General features: G+C 74.3%; 9 protein-coding genes. 7 read left to right on the top strand and 2 right to left on the bottom strand.

Going from position 1 to position 15,152, the window contains the following annotated elements; translation table 11 throughout:
• The first annotated feature begins 200 nt into the window (after positions 1-200).
• Complete coding sequence (locus RLT58_RS11880) at positions 201-590, top strand: MGMT family protein (RefSeq protein ID WP_399131870.1); 390 nt, start codon at positions 201-203, stop codon at positions 588-590.
• A gap of 204 nt (positions 591-794) precedes the next feature.
• Positions 795-4,160, top strand: coding sequence for an ATP-dependent helicase (locus RLT58_RS11875; RefSeq protein ID WP_311310363.1), 3,366 nt, complete (start codon positions 795-797; stop codon positions 4,158-4,160).
• A gap of 56 nt (positions 4,161-4,216) precedes the next feature.
• Here RLT58_RS11875 and RLT58_RS11870 read toward each other — a convergent pair whose 3' ends face one another.
• Entirely contained in the window at positions 4,217-5,122 is a 906-nt protein-coding gene (locus tag RLT58_RS11870; protein WP_311310362.1) for an SAM-dependent methyltransferase, read from the bottom strand.
• A gap of 142 nt (positions 5,123-5,264) precedes the next feature.
• Here RLT58_RS11870 and RLT58_RS11865 point away from each other — a divergent pair, with 142 nt between their 5' ends.
• The 4 genes from RLT58_RS11865 to RLT58_RS11850 all read left to right on the top strand — a co-directional run bounded on the left by RLT58_RS11865 (position 5,265) and on the right by RLT58_RS11850 (position 12,309).
• Positions 5,265-8,864 carry an ATP-dependent helicase gene (locus RLT58_RS11865; RefSeq protein WP_311310361.1) on the top strand — a complete coding sequence of 1,200 codons (3,600 nt, stop codon included), beginning with the start codon at positions 5,265-5,267 and terminating at the stop codon, positions 8,862-8,864.
• Positions 8,865-8,874: 10 nt separating this feature from the next.
• On the top strand, positions 8,875-10,269 hold the full coding sequence (locus tag RLT58_RS11860; RefSeq protein ID WP_311310360.1) for a dipeptidase: 1,395 nt from the start codon (positions 8,875-8,877) through the stop codon (positions 10,267-10,269).
• Between the two features lie 44 nt (positions 10,270-10,313).
• Positions 10,314-11,258 carry an NAD(+) diphosphatase gene (gene nudC, locus RLT58_RS11855; protein ID WP_311310359.1) on the top strand — a complete coding sequence of 315 codons (945 nt, stop codon included), beginning with the start codon at positions 10,314-10,316 and terminating at the stop codon, positions 11,256-11,258.
• A gap of 190 nt (positions 11,259-11,448) precedes the next feature.
• On the top strand, positions 11,449-12,309 hold the full coding sequence (locus tag RLT58_RS11850; protein ID WP_311310358.1) for a bifunctional 5,10-methylenetetrahydrofolate dehydrogenase/5,10-methenyltetrahydrofolate cyclohydrolase: 861 nt from the start codon (positions 11,449-11,451) through the stop codon (positions 12,307-12,309).
• A 90-nt stretch (positions 12,310-12,399) separates the two neighbouring features.
• On the opposite strand, the gene RLT58_RS11845 is transcribed toward RLT58_RS11850, so the two are convergent.
• Positions 12,400-12,642: a mycoredoxin gene (locus tag RLT58_RS11845; protein WP_311310357.1), complete on the bottom strand. Its 243-nt coding sequence runs from the start codon at positions 12,640-12,642 to the stop codon at positions 12,400-12,402.
• 266 nt (positions 12,643-12,908) lie between these two features.
• Between RLT58_RS11845 and RLT58_RS11840 the strand changes: the two genes are divergently transcribed.
• On the top strand, positions 12,909-15,098 hold the full coding sequence (locus RLT58_RS11840; protein ID WP_311310356.1) for an ATP-dependent DNA helicase UvrD2: 2,190 nt from the start codon (positions 12,909-12,911) through the stop codon (positions 15,096-15,098).
• Positions 15,099-15,152 lie beyond the last annotated feature (54 nt).

Below are 15,152 nucleotides of genomic sequence, written 5' to 3'. Positions count from 1 at the left end.
TCTGGTTGGTCTTCGTGTTCTCGTATCACCGGTCACCGCCCATGATGGTGGCACGGCCGGCCGACGGAGGGGGCCATCAGGGTGCGCGGCGGGGGCGCGCGATGCGCAAGATACGCTCCTTTCCCGCCGTCCGCACGCTGCGTGTGCGCGCGGACACGGAAGCGGCCGGACTGTCGGTGGCATACGGCAGGATGGGCCGGATGAGCGAACACCCGACGGGCGACGCGCTGCCGGAGTACGCGGAGCGCGTGCTCGACGTCGCCGATCTGATCCCGCCCGGCCGCGTCATGACCTACGGCGATGTCGCGGAGTGGCTCGGGGAGGGCGGCCCGCGCCAGGTCGGCCGGGTCATGGCGCTGTACGGGGCGGCCGCGCCCTGGTGGCGCGTGGTGCGCGCCGACGGCACCCTGCTGCCCGGCCACGAACTGCGCGCGCTGGCCCGCTACCGCGAGGAGGGCACCCCGCTGCGCGAGGCCCCGCGCAGCGCGGAGGGCCACGTCCCGCGCCTGGACATGAGACGCGCGCGGTGGGACGGGAGGACCGGCGGCCCGGATCCGGACGGCGACGGCGGCGGGGGAGCTCACACCTGACAGCTTCGGCCATCCACGCGCGCATCCGGCGCAGCCGGGACCGTGCGGCGCGGAGCCGTCGCGCCGCGCGGAGCCGTTCGCGGAACGTGACGAGCCCCGCAGCCGTCCCGCCGCAATCGGGGCCCTCGCCGGAGTAGCGTCGTCAGTTCGCGGCAGGCACCGCGCCCGCACCCCCCGTACACCCACCAGGACCGGCGATCCCACGTGAGCTCCTCCTCCACCACCCGGCACAGTCCGCACCGTCAGGCACGGCGGCGGACCGCGGGCGCGTACCGGCTGGTGCGTACCCTGCCGGGCTCCGTGGATCCCCCTCTCCTGGACGCGGCGCAGCGCGCGGTGGTTGACCACCCGGGCGGGCCGCTGCTGGTGCTCGCCGGACCCGGCACCGGCAAGACGACCACGCTCGTCGAGGCCGTCGCCGCCCGCATCGCCCGGGGCGCCGACCCGGCCCGCATCCTCGTCCTCACCTTCAGCCGCAAGGCCGCCGTCGAGCTGCGCGACCGGATGGCCGCCCGGCTCGGCGCCGTGCGCGGACCGCAGGCCACCACCTTCCACTCCTTCTGTTACGCCCTGGTCCGCGCCCACCAGGACGCCGACCTCTTCGCCGACCCGCTGCGGCTGCTGTCCGGACCGGAGCAGGACGTCACGGTCCGCGATCTGCTGGCAGGCCAGCTCGACCTGGAGAAGCAGGGCCACGAGCACATCCGCTGGCCCGACGAGCTGCGCGCCTGCCTGACGACGCGCGGCTTCGCCGACGAGGTGCGTGCCGTGCTCGCCCGCAGCCGCGAGCTGGGGCTCGGCCCGGACGCCCTCGCCGACTTCGCCCGCCGCACCGGCCGGCCCGACTGGGGCGCCGCCGCCGCGTTCCTCGCCGAGTACCTCGATGTGCTGGACGCCCAGGGGGTGCTGGACTACGCGGAGCTGGTCCACCGCGCGGTGCTGCTCGCCGAGCGCCCCGAGGTGTCGGCGCTGCTGGCCGGCAGCTACGACGCGGTGTTCGTCGACGAGTACCAGGACACCGACCCCGCCCAGGTCCGGCTGCTGCACGCGCTGGCCGGGAACCGGGGGCGTGCGCCGGGGGGCGGCGGCGGGCGTGACCTGATCGCGTTCGGCGACCCGGACCAGTCGATCTACGCGTTCCGGGGCGCCGACGTGAACGGCATTCTCGACTTCCCCGAGGTGTTCCGGCGCGCGGACGGCGCCCCGGCCCCGGTCGGCGTGCTCACCACCTCGCGCCGCTCGGGTGACCGGCTGCTCGCCGCGACCCGGCTGCTCACCCGGCGGATGCCGCTCACCCGGCTGCCGTCGGCGAAGGTCCGCGCCCACCGGGAGCTGGGCGCGGTCCGCGAGGGCGGCAGCGTCGAGACGTACACCTATCCGACGGCCTCCACCGAGCTGGACAACATCGCCGACCTGCTGCGCCGGGCGCATCTGGAGGACGGCGTGCCCTGGAGCGAGATGGCGGTCCTGGTCCGCGCCGGCGGGCGCACGATCCCCGCCGTGCGCCGGGCGCTGACCTCGGCGGGCGTCCCGCTGGAGGTCGACGGCGACGATCTGCCCCTGCGCCACGAACCGGCGGTGGCCCCGCTGCTGACCGCCCTGCGCACGGTGGCCGCGGCGGCGCTGCGCCGGAGCGCGCCGGGCGCGGCGGACGGCTCGGACGGGGACGGCGAGGAGGCGGCACCCACCCCGCAGCCCTGGCTGGACACCGAGACCGCGCTGGCCCTCCTCGCCTCCCCGCTCGGCGCCATGGACGCCGCCGATCTGCGCCGGCTCGGCCGGGCCCTGCGCGACGAGGAGCGGGCCGCCGGCAACCGGGTGCCCGCGCCCTCCGGCGAGCTGCTGGCCCGCGCGCTCGCCGAGCCGGAGCGGCTGGTGGCGCACGATCCGGCGTACGCCCGCGGCGCACAGCGCCTCGGCGCGCTGCTGAACACGGCGCGCGAGCTGCTCGAATCCGGCGGCACCGCCGAGGAGGCCCTGTGGGCGCTGTGGTCCGGCACCCCCTGGCCGGGCCGGCTCGAGCGCGCCGCCCTGGGCGGTGGGGCGGGCGGGCGCAACGCGGACCGTGACCTCGACGCGGTCTGCGCGCTCTTCGAGGCCGCAGCCCGCGCCGAGGAGCGCACCGGCGGCCGGGGCGCGCTCAACTTCCTGGAGGAGGTCGACGCCCAGGACATCGCCGCCGACACCCTCTCCCGGCGCGCCGTGCGGCCGGACGCCGTCCGGCTGATGACCGCCCACCGCTCCAAGGGCCTGGAGTGGCGCCTGGTCGTCGTCGCCGGGGTGCAGGAGGGCCTCTGGCCCGACCTGCGCCGCCGCGGCTCGCTGCTCGAAGCGGACCGGATCGGCCGGGACGGCCTCGCCGAACCCCTCACCCCCGGCGCCCTCCTGGCGGAGGAGCGCAGGCTCTTCTACGTGGCGGCGACCCGCGCCCGCGAGCGCCTGGTCGTCACCGCGGTCAAGGCGCCCGCCGACGACGGCGACCAGCCGTCCCGCTTCCTCACCGAGCTGGGCGTCGAGCCCCGTGACGTCACCGGCCGCCCCCGCCGCCCCCTCGCCGTCGCGGCCCTGGTCGCCGAGCTGCGCGCCACCACCGTCGACCCGGACGCCTCCGACGCCCTGCGCGAGGAGGCCGCCCACCGCCTCGCCCGCCTCGCCGCGCTCGCCGACGAGGAGGGCAGGCCGCTGGTGCCCGCGGCCCATCCGTACCGCTGGTGGGGGCTGTACGAGCCGACCCGCTCGGCCGTTCCGCTGCGCGACCGGGACCAGCCCGTCGCCCTGTCCGGCAGCGCGCTCGGCCAGCTCGCCAACACCTGCGCCCTCCAGTGGTTCCTGGGCCGCGAGGTCAAGGCCGACGCGCCCGCGACCGCCGCCCAGGGCTTCGGCAACGTCGTCCACGTCCTGGCCGACGAGGTCGCCTCCGGCCGTACGCCCGCCGATCTGGCCGTCCTCATGGAGCGGCTCGACTCGGTCTGGGACGGGCTGGTCTTCGACGCCCCCTGGAAGTCGCGCCAGGAGAAGGAGCAGGCACGCGTCGCCCTGGAGCGCTTCCTGCGCTGGCACGTCATGGACCGCACCGGCCGCACCCCGGCCGCCAGTGAGCACGACTTCGACGTGACGCTGGAGGCGGGGGAGTACGAGGTGCGCATCCGGGGCTCCATGGACCGGGTGGAGCGGGACACCGAGGGCCGCGCCTATGTCGTCGACTTCAAGACCGGCAAGCAGGCCCCGACGAAGGACGAGGTCGCCCGCCACCCCCAGCTCGCCGTGTACCAGCTGGCCGTGCGGGAAGGGGCGGTCGACGACGTCTTCGACGGCAGGCGCCCCGAACCGGGAGGCGCCGAACTCGTCCAGCTGCGCCGGCCCGCCCCCGAGAAGGAGGGCGGCGCCGCGGTGCCCAAGGTGCAGGCCCAGGAGCCGCCCGACGGGGAGTGGGTCTCCGACCTGCTGGCGACCGCCGCAGGCCGTGTCCTGGACGAACGGTTCACGCCCACGACCGGCCAGCACTGCGCCCACTGCACCTTCAGGGCCTCGTGCAGTGCGCAGCCGGAGGGCCGGCACGTCCTGGAGTGAGGCCCGGACCGTGCGGGCGGGCGGTGTAGGGGGCCGGAGCCTGCGGGCGGTGGGCGTCAGACCTTGCGGGCCACCACTCCGTAGACGCTGACGTCCGCGTCCGTGACGGCGTTGATCCCCCGGTAGCGCGTACGGTCCAGCTCGTCCAGGCCCGCCACGAACTCCGGATCGGGGTCCGCCGACTCCGCCAGGTCCACCACCGGCTCGGGACGCCAGCGGTGGACCGGGACGACACCGGGTTCCAGCAGCTCCAGACCGTTGTCGGTCACGAACCGCGCCACCTGGGCGTGCGAGCGGCGCACCATGGCGAAGCCGCGCTCCTTGAACGCCTTGGTGATGGTGCCGACCTGCTCCGGGTTGAGATCCGAGCCGACATTGCTCAGGACGAGCAGGCTGCCGGGTGCGAGGGCGTCGACGAGCCGCGTCACGACCGGGTACGCCACCTCGTCCTCGATGAAGTGGAGGACCGCGGCGAGCACCAGGGCGACGGGCCGGCCGAAGTCGAGGGTGCGGCGGGCGGCGTCGAGGATCCGGACGGGCTCGCGCAGATCGGCCTCGACGTAGTCCGTGCGGCCCTCGGGACCGCTGGTGAGCAGCGCCTGCGCGTGGACGAGGACGACCGGGTCGTTGTCGACGTACACCACCCGGGCGTCGGGGGCGACGGACTGGGCGATCTGGTGCACGTTCCGCTGGGTCGGCAGCCCCGTACCGATGTCCAGGAACTGCCGGACGCCCTCCTTCGCCGCGAGGGTCACCGCCCGCCGCATGAAGTCCCGGTTGTGCCGCACGGTGAGGTATGCGCGGGGGTTGGCGGCCAGCGCCGCGGCCGCGGCCTCGCGGTCGGCCGGATAGTTGTCCTTGCCGCCGAGGAACACGTCGTAGACCCGGGCCGGGTGCGCCTTCGTGGTGTCGATGCGCTCCCTGAGACCGGCGGCGTCGGGGGCGGGTACGTCGGCGCTCATAGGACCGTCCTCGTAAGGCTGTTGATGCGACAAGCCGATAATTTAGACGGTCCCTCGCGGCACGCGTGCCCCCCGGCCCCCTCCGGGTGCGCCCGGCCGCGGCCTTCGTGGGTTGTCGGCGGGTCCGGTTAGCCTCTGTGGAGTGTCCTCACGCATCACCGATCCCGAGCAGCTCAAGGAGCTTCTCGGGATCCCCTTCACCCCGGAGCAGACGGCGTGCATCACCGCGCCGCCCGCCCCGCAGGTGATCGTGGCCGGAGCCGGGTCGGGGAAGACCACGGTGATGGCCGCCCGCGTGGTGTGGCTGGTCGGCACCGGGCAGGTCGCCCCCGAGCAGGTCCTCGGGCTCACCTTCACCAACAAGGCGGCCGGCGAGCTGGCCGAGCGCGTCCGCAGGGCCCTGGTCGCCGCCGGGGTCACCGACCCGGAGACCATCGACCCCGACAACCCCCCGGGCGAACCCAGTATCTCCACGTACCACGCCTTCGCCGGGCGGCTGCTGACCGAGCACGGGCTGCGCATCGGGCTCGAACCCACCACCCGCCTGCTCGCCGACGCCACCCGCTACCAGCTCGCCGCCCGCGTCCTGCGCGAGGCCCCCGGGCCGTACCCCGCCCTGACCAGGTCGTTCCCCACCCTGGTCAGCGACCTGCTGGCCCTCGACGCCGAGCTGGCCGAACACCTCGTACGCCCCGACCGGCTCGCGGAGTACGACACGGAACTGCTCCACGAGCTGGAGACCGCCCGGCTCAGCAACGCCGAACTGCGCAAAATCCCCGAGACCGCCGAGGCCCGCCGCGAGCTGCTCTCCCTGACCCGGGCCTACCGGGAGGCGAAGCGCAGCCGCGACCTGATGGACTTCGGCGACCAGATCGCGCTGTCCGCGCAGCTCGCCCTCACCCGCCCCGAGGTCGGCGCGATCCTGCGCGACGCGTACCGGGTCGTCCTCCTCGACGAGTACCAGGACACCTCCGTAGCCCAGCGCCTGCTGCTCTCCGCCCTCTTCGGGCGGGGCCCCGGGAGTCCTGAAGGCCCCGAGGACACAGCGGGCGCCGCAACCGCTCCGTCCGGCCACGCCGTCACCGCCGTCGGCGACCCCTGCCAGGCCATCTACGGCTGGCGCGGCGCCTCCGTCGCCAACCTCGACGACTTCCCGAGCCACTTCCCGCACGCCGACGGCACCCCGGCCACCCGCTACTCCCTCAGCGAGAACCGCCGCAGCGGCGGCCGCCTCCTCCACCTCGCCAACGGCCTGGCCGCACCCCTGCGCGCCATGCACCAGGGCGTCGAGGCACTGCGCCCCGCACCCGGCGCCGAGCGCGACGGCCTGGTCCGCTGCGCGCTGCTGCGCACCCACGCGGAGGAGATCGACTGGCTCGCGGACTCGATCGCCCACCTCGTGCGCACCGGCAAGGCACCCGGCGAGATCGCCGTCCTGTGCCGCACGGCGGGCGACTTCCCGCAGATCCAGGCCGCATTGGTCGCCAGGGACATCCCGGTCGAGGTCGTCGGCCTCTCCGGGCTGCTGCACCTGCCCGAGGTCGCGGACCTCGTCGCCGTCTGCGAAGTCCTCCAGGACCCGGGGGCCAACGCCTCCCTGGTCCGGCTGCTCACCGGCCCCCGCTGGCGCATCGGCCCCCGCGACCTGGCCCTGCTCGGCCGCCGCGCCCGCCTCCTCGTCCACCGCGCCGCCCATGGCGACGACCCCGACTTCGACCCCGACCGCCGGCTCGCCGAGGCCGTCGAAGGGGTGGACCCGGCCGAGGTGATCTCCCTCGCCGACGCCCTGGACACCTTCCTCGACTCCGGGGGCGAGGAGGACGACCGGCTGCCGTTCTCCACCGAGGCCCGGATCCGCTTCGCCCGCCTCGCCACCGAGCTGCGCGACCTGCGCCGCTCGCTCGCCGACCCGCTGATGGACGTGCTGCACCGGGTCCTGGCCACCACCGGCCTGGAGGTCGAGCTCTCCGCGTCCCCGCAGGCCCTGGCGGCCCGCCGCCGCGAGACCCTGGCCAACTTCCTCGATGTCGCGGCCCGGTTCGCCGCCGTCGACGGCGAGGCCACCCTGCTCGCCTTCCTCGCCTTCCTGCGCACCGCCGCCCAGTACGAGAAGGGCCTGGACAACGCGCTGCCCGGCGGCGAGAACACCGTCAAGGTCCTCACCGCCCACAAGTCCAAGGGCCTGGAGTGGGACGTCGTCGCGGTGCCGGGCCTGGTCACCGGCCAGTTCCCCAGCAGCCGGCCCCGGGAGGCCTGGACCTCCCAGCCCCAGGTCCTGCCGCACGCCCTGCGCGGCGACACGGCGACGCTGCCCGCGCTCCTCGCCTTCGACGCCAAGGGGCTCAAGGGCTTCAAGGAGGAGATGAAGGAGCACCAGCACACCGAGGAGCTGCGCCTCGGATACGTCACCTTCACCCGTCCCCGCACCCTGCTCCTGGGCTCCGGCCACTGGTGGGGCCCGGACCAGAAGAAGCCGCGCGGCCCGTCCGCCTTCCTGCACGCGCTGTACGAGCACTGCGCGGCCGGACACGGCGAGATCGAGGTGTGGGCGGACGAGCCCGCCGATGACGAGGAGAACCCGGCCCTGGCCGAAGCCGCCGCCGACCACGCCTGGCCGCTCCCGCTGGACGAGACCGCGCTGGCCCGCCGCCGGGCCGCCGCGGACACGGTGATGGCCCATCTGACGGCCCTGGCCGAGGCGGGGGAGGGGGCATCCGCGCCGGACGGGGTCGTTGCCGGCGGCCCGGCCTTCCCGGACGGGCCCGACGAGCTGTTCCCGGACGCAGGAGGTCTGCCGGACGAGGAGCCGTTCCCCGACGACGAGCTGTTCCCCGAGGACGACCCCTTCCTGGACGAGGAGCCGTTTCCCGACGACGGTGGGGTCCCGGGCGACGACAGGATCGCGGGCGGCGACAGCGTCCCCCCGGGCGACGGCGCCCCGCCCCCGGCCGCCCCGCAGGGCGACGCGCCCCGGGCCGCCGCCCCGCCGACCGTCCCGCACGTCCCGGCGGCCCGTGTCCCCGAGCGGGCGCCCTCCCGGCTCACCCCCGAGGAGGCTCGCACCCTCGCCTCCTGGGACCGCGACCTCGACGCCCTCGCCGGGGAGCTGCGCCGCGCCCGCGCCACCGTGCGCGACGTCCTCGTGCCCGCCTCGCTCTCCGCGACCCAGCTGCTGCGCCTCGCCGACGACCCCGACGGCTTCGCCCAGGAGCTGGCCCGGCCCATGCCCCGCCCCCCGCAGCCCGCCGCCCGCCGGGGCACCCGCTTCCACGCCTGGGTGGAGTCCCGCTTCGAGGAGCTGCCGCTGCCCATGCTCGGCCCCGACGAGCTGCCCGGCGGCGACGAGAGCGACGCCGACATCGCAGACGAGCGCGATCTCGCCGAGCTCAAGGAGGCCTTCGAGCGCACCCCGTACGCCCGCCGCACCCCGTACCGCGTCGAGACGCCCTTCCAGATCACACTGGCGGGCAGGGTCGTCCGGGGCCGGATCGACGCGGTGTACCGCACGGGCGACACGTACGAGATCGTCGACTGGAAGACCAGCCGCGCCAACACCGCCGACCCCCTCCAGCTCGCCGTCTACCGGCTGGCCTGGGCCGAACTGCACGGACTGCCGCTCACCGACGTCTCGGCCGCGTTCCTCTTCGTCCGCACCGGCGAGACCGTCCGCCCGGCCCGCCTCCCGGGCCGCCCGGAGCTGGAGCGCATCCTCCTGGACGAGCCACCTCCCACGGCCCGATAAGCTGAAGGTCATGAGCGACACCCCGGACAATGCCGTCCGTACGTACACCGAGCAGCACCGCACAGCCTTCCTCGACGACCTCGCCGAGTGGCTGCGCATCCCCTCCGTATCCGCTCAGCCGGAGCACGACGGGGACGTACGGCGCAGTGCCGAGTGGCTGGCCGCCAAGCTGAAGGAGACCGGCTTCCCGGTCACCGAGATCTGGGAGACGGACGGGGCACCCGCCGTCTTCGCCGAGTGGCCGTCCGACGAACCGGAGGCCCCCTCGGTCCTCGTGTACGGACACCACGACGTGCAGCCCGCCGCCCGCGAGGACGGCTGGGACACCGACCCGTTCGAGCCGGTGATCCGCGACGGCCGGATGTACGGACGCGGCGCGGCCGACGACAAGGGGCAGGTGTTCTTCCACACCCTCGGCGTCCGGGCCCACCTCGCCGCCACCGGCCGCACCGCCCCCGCCGTCCACCTCAAGCTGCTGGTCGAGGGCGAGGAGGAGTCCGGCTCCCCGCACTTCCGCGCCCTGGTCGAGCAGCACGCCGGCCGCCTCGCCGCCGACGCCGTGATCGTCTCCGACACCGGCATGTGGGACGAGTCGACCCCGACCGTCTGCACCGGGATGCGCGGCCTGGCCGAGTGCGAGATCGAACTGCGCGGACCGGAGCAGGACATCCACTCCGGCTCGTTCGGCGGGGCCGTGCCCAATCCGGCGACCGCCGTCGCCCGGCTCGTCGCGGCCCTCCACGACACGGACGGGCGGGTCGCGGTCCCCGGCTTCTACGACGGGGTGGCCGAACTCACCGACACCGAGCGCGCCCTCTTCGCCGAGCTGCCGTTCGACGAGGACACCTGGCTGCGCACCGCCAGGTCCCGGACCGCCTCCGGCGAGGCCGGCTACTCCACGCTGGAGCGGATCTGGGCCCGCCCCACCGCCGAGGTCAACGGCATCGGCGGCGGCTACCAGGGCGCCGGAAGCAAGACGATCATCCCGTCGTCCGCCCGCGTCAAGATCAGCTTCCGGCTGGTCGCGGGACAGGAGCCCGACCGCGTCCAGGACGCCGTGCGGGCCTGGGCCGAGGACCGGGTCCCGGACGGCCTCCGCCACCGCATCACCTTCCTGCCCGCCACCCGCCCCTGCCTCACGCCGCTGGACCACCCCGCCCTGCGGGCCGTGGCCGGCGCCATGGGCCGGGCCTTCGGCCAGAAGGTCCTCTTCACCCGCGAAGGAGGCTCCGGACCCGCCGCCGACCTCCAGGACGTGCTCGGCGCACCCGTCCTCTTCCTGGGCATCTCCGTACCGTCCGACGGCTGGCACGCCCCCAACGAGAAGGTCGAACTCGACCTGCTGCTCAAGGGTGTGGAGACCACGGCACATCTCTGGGGGGAACTGGCGGCGGCACTCCGCTGAATCCTCTGAACACCCGATCCATCCCGGGGGAGTAGGAAGCACCTGTGAGCACCTTCGACAACGCCATCACGGACCGTCCGATCGGTCTGACCGCGCCGAGCGGCATCGACCGCGCCGCGCACCACCGCCTCGACGAGGCATGGCTGTCCGCCGCGTGGAGCCACCCGTCGACGCGGGTCTTCGTCGTCTCCGGCGGCCAGGTGCTGATCGACGACACCGCCGACGGCACCGAACTCGTGATGACGCCGGCCTTCGAGGCACCCGTCACCGAGACCCACCGCTACTTCCTCGGCACGGACGAGGACGGCGTCAGCTACTTCGCCCTCCAGAAGGACACGCTGCCGGGCCGCATGGACCAGTCGGCGCGCCCCGCCGGCCTGCGCGAGGCGGGGCTGCTCCTCGGCCCCCGCGACGCCGGCCTGATGGTGCACGCGGTCGCGCTGGAGAACTGGCAGCGGCTGCACCGCTTCTGCTCGCGCTGCGGCGAACGCACCGTCATCGCCGCCGCCGGCCACATCCGCCGCTGCCAGGCGTGCGGCGCCGAGCACTACCCGCGCACCGATCCGGCGGTCATCATGCTCGTCACCGACGACCAGGACCGCGCCCTGCTGGGCCGCCAGGTGCACTGGCCCGAGGGCCGTTTCTCCACCCTCGCCGGGTTCGTGGAGCCCGGCGAGTCGATCGAGCAGTCCGTGGCCCGCGAGGTGTTCGAGGAGGCGGGGATCACGGTCGGCGAGGTCGAGTACGTCGCCAGCCAGCCCTGGCCGTTCCCCTCCAGCCTGATGCTCGGCTTCATGGCCCGCGCCACGACCTTCGACATCAACGTGGACGGCGAGGAGATCGAGGAGGCCCGCTGGTTCTCCCGCGACGAGCTGACGGCCGCCTTCGAATCGGGTGAGATCCTGCCCCCGTTCGGCATCTCCATCGCGGCCCGCCTCATCGAGATCTGGTACGGCAAGCCGCTGCCGAAGCCGGTCCGGGCGGGCTGACCGGAGCCGTCTACAGTGGAGGCGGGCCGTGACTGGCGCTGAGGTGGAGCACCACCGGGGAGCGGCCGCCGCTGGACACCGGCAGCACCGACGCTGCCGAAGCCGTGCGCCTGGGCGATCGACCGCCGTTCCCGCGATGTGACGCGGCCCGAGGGGCCGCCGTGCTCGCCCGTACGCCCAGGAGTCCTGGATGAGCTCTGCCACCACCGCCCGGCTGATGGACGGAACCGCCCTCGCCCGCCGGATCGTCGACGAGAGCGCCGCCTCGGCCGCGGAGCTGCTGCGGCGCACCGGCACCGCGCCCTGTCTCGCCACCGTCCTGGTCGGCGAGGACCCGGCCTCGGTGACATACGTCAGGATGAAGCGCAACCGGTGCGCGCGGGCCGGCATCGAGTCCCGGCACGTCGCGCTGCCGGCCGACGCCACCACCGAGGACGTCGTCGCCGCCGTGACCGCCCTGTCGAACGACCCGGGGGTGCACGGCATCCTGCTCCAGCACCCCATGGGGCCGCACATCGACGAACGGGCCGCCTTCGAGGCCATCGCCCCGGAGAAGGACGTCGACGGCGTCACCATGCACGCCTTCGCGGCGATGGGTTTCGGCCTCCCCGGCTTCGTGTCCTGCACCCCCGGCGGCATCATGCGGCTGCTCGACGCGTACGAGGTGCCGCTGCCGGGGAAGCACGCGGTGGTCGTGGGCCGCAGCGCCATCCTGGGCAGGCCCGCGGGCATGCTGCTGCTCGGCCGGGACGCCACGGTGACCTACTGCCACTCCCGCACCACCGACCTCGCCTCCCTCGTGCGGCAGGCGGACGTCCTGGTGGCCGCGGTCGGCAAGCCGCGCTTCATCGGCGGCGCGGACATCAAGCCGGGCGCGGTGGTGATCGACGCGGGCTACAACGAGGGCAACGTCGGTGACGTCGACTTCGCTACGGCGGCCGAGCGCGCGAGCCTGATCACCCCGGTCCCGGGCGGTGTCGGCCCGATGACCATCGCGGTCCTTCTGGAGCAGACGGTGACGGCGGCGGCCCGGCAGCTCGGCCTGTCCTGACCCGGCGGGGCCGGGCGCACAGCAGCCCGCCGTCCCCGGTCCGTATCGGCCGGGGACGGCGGGCTGCTGTGCGTGGAGGGGGTACGGCGGTCAGGCGCCGACCTTCTGCTTCACCTGGGCCAGCGAAGGGTTCGTCAGCGTCGAACCGTCCGGGAAGAGCACGGTCGGGACCGTCTGGTTCCCGTCGTTCGCCTTCTCGACGAAGGCCGCCGACTCCGGGTCCTGCTCGATGTTGATCTCGGTGTACGCGATGCCCTCGCGGTCCATCTGGCCCTTGAGCCGACGGCAGTAGCCGCACCAGGTGGTGCTGTACATCGTCACAGTGCCCGGCATGTCTTGGCGCTCCTCTGTCTCTTCGGTCCCGGCCATCCGGCCCCGTCACGGTCTCGTCCGCCACAACGGTCTCGTCCGTCTCACGTATGAGACCGGGACGTGCGGTGCCGCACGGAAGGGGGAACGCGCGCAACCCGGCCGCCATTCCCGGCCGCCGTATCCGGCCGCCCCGGATCCGTACGACCGCCCCACGATTAGTACGACGGATACGGCACCCCTGTGGACAACCTCCGCACCCGCCCCTTTCGACCTGGCAGCATGGCGGGGTGACATCAGCAACGCACTCCACCCTCTTCCCACAGGTCCCCGACTCCGCCGACGCCGTCCTGGACGGGCTCGACCCCGAGCAGCGCGAGGTCGCCACGGCCCTGCAGGGCCCGGTGTGCGTGCTGGCAGGGGCAGGTACGGGCAAGACGCGGGCCCTCACGCACCGCATCGCCTACGGGGTGCGGGCGGGGATACTCCAGCCGACGAGTGTGCTTGCCGTCACGTTCACCAACCGGGCCGCGGGCGAGATGCGCGGGCGGCTGCGGCAGCTCGGAGCCGGCGGGGTGCAGGCGCGGACCTTCCACTCCGCGGCGCTGCGGCAGCTCCAGTACTTCTGGCCGAAAGCGGTCGGTGGCGATCTGCCCCGGCTGCTGGAGCGCAAGGTCCAGCTGGTGGCCGAGGCGGCGGCCCGCTGCGGCATCCGGCTCGACCGCAACGAACTGCGGGACGTCACGAGCGAGATCGAGTGGGCCAAGGTCACCCAGACCGTGCCCGCCGACTATCCGGCGGTGGTCGCCAAGTCCCAGCGCGACGCCCCCCGGGACGCGGCCGAGATCTCCCAGGTCTACGCGATGTACGAGCAGCTCAAGCGCGAGCGCACGGTGATCGACTTCGAGGACGTGCTGCTCCTGACCGTCGGCATCCTCCAGGACCGCCACGACATCGCCGACCACGTCCGCCGCCAGTACCAGCACTTCGTCGTCGACGAGTACCAGGACGTCAGCCCGCTCCAGCAGCGGCTCCTCGACCTCTGGCTCGGCGACCGGGACAACCTCTGCGTGGTCGGTGACGCCGGCCAGACGATCTACTCCTTCACCGGAGCCACCCCCGACCACCTGCTCAACTTCCGCACCCGCCACCCCCGGGCCACGGTGGTCAAGCTCGTCCGGGACTACCGCTCCACCCCCCAGGTCGTCCATCTGGCCAACGGACTGCTCGCCCAGGCCCGCGGCCGGGCCGCCGAGCACCGCCTCGAACTGGTCTCGCAGCGCGAGCGCGGCCCCGAGCCCTCCTACGTGGAGTACGCGGACGAGCCCGCCGAGGCGGAGGGCACCGCCCGCCGCATCCGCGACCTGATCGCCGCAGGTGTCCCCGCCGGTGAGATCGCCGTGCTCTACCGGGTGAACTCGCAGTCCGAGGTCTACGAACAGGCCCTGGCCGACGCGGGCGTGCCCTACCAGCTCAGGGGCGCGGAGCGGTTCTTCGAGCGCGCGGAGGTACGTGAGGCGGGCGTCGCCCTGCGCGGCGCGGCCCGCGCGGGGGGCAACGACTCCCTGCTGGACGACGCGGAGGGGCTGCCCGCCGAGGTCCGCGCGGTGCTCTCCACCAAGGGCTGGCGCAGCGAGCCGCCGGCCGGCTCCGGGGCGGTCCGCGACCGCTGGGAGTCCCTGGCCGCGCTCGTCCGCCTCGCCGAGGACTTCGAGCGGGCCAGGCCGGGCGCGACCCTCTCCGACCTGGTCGCCGAGCTGGACGAGCGGGCCGCAGCCCAGCACGCCCCCACGGTCCAGGGCGTCACCCTGGCCTCGCTGCACTCGGCGAAGGGCCTGGAGTGGGACGCCGTGTTCCTCGTCGGGCTGACCGAGGGCATGATGCCGATCACCTACGCCAAGACGGACGAGCAGATCGAGGAGGAGCGCCGGCTGCTGTACGTCGGCGTCACACGCGCCCGCTTCCACCTCGGACTGTCCTGGTCGATGGCCCGTTCGCCCGGCGGCCGGGCCGGGCGCCGGCCGAGCCGCTTCCTGAACGGGCTGCGCCCCGGCTCGGCGGCGCCGGGCGGGCGGAGCGCTGCGGGCGGCGGCGGGGGCATCGAGCGCCCGGCGGCGGTCCGGCGCAGGCACCGGGGGCCCGCGCTGTGCCGGGTCTGCGGCAAGGCGCTCACGGACGCCGGTGAGATGAAGCTGATGCGCTGCGACGACTGCCCGTCGGACATGGACGAGGCGCTGTACGAGCGGCTGCACCAGTGGCGGGCGGTCCGCGCGCGGGAAATCGGCCAGCCCGCCTACTGCGTGTTCACCGACAAGACGCTGATGGCCATCGCGGAAGCGGTGCCGGGCGACGAGGGCGAACTGGCCGGGATCTCAGGGGTCGGCGCGCGGAAGCTGGGCCGGTTCGGCGCCGCCGTCCTGGACATCTGCGCAGGTGGGGACGGGGTGGAGGGGCTCGCGGAGGCCGACGGGGAGATGTGAGAAAAACTCGTCGAAAAAATAGTTTGCGCCCGCAGCAGTCATCACCATAGGTTC

The organism is Streptomyces sp. ITFR-16, assembly GCF_031844705.1.
In the GTDB taxonomy this organism is placed as follows: Bacteria; Actinomycetota; Actinomycetes; order Streptomycetales; family Streptomycetaceae; genus Streptomyces.
This window is presented reverse-complemented; position numbering and strand designations above follow the sequence as displayed.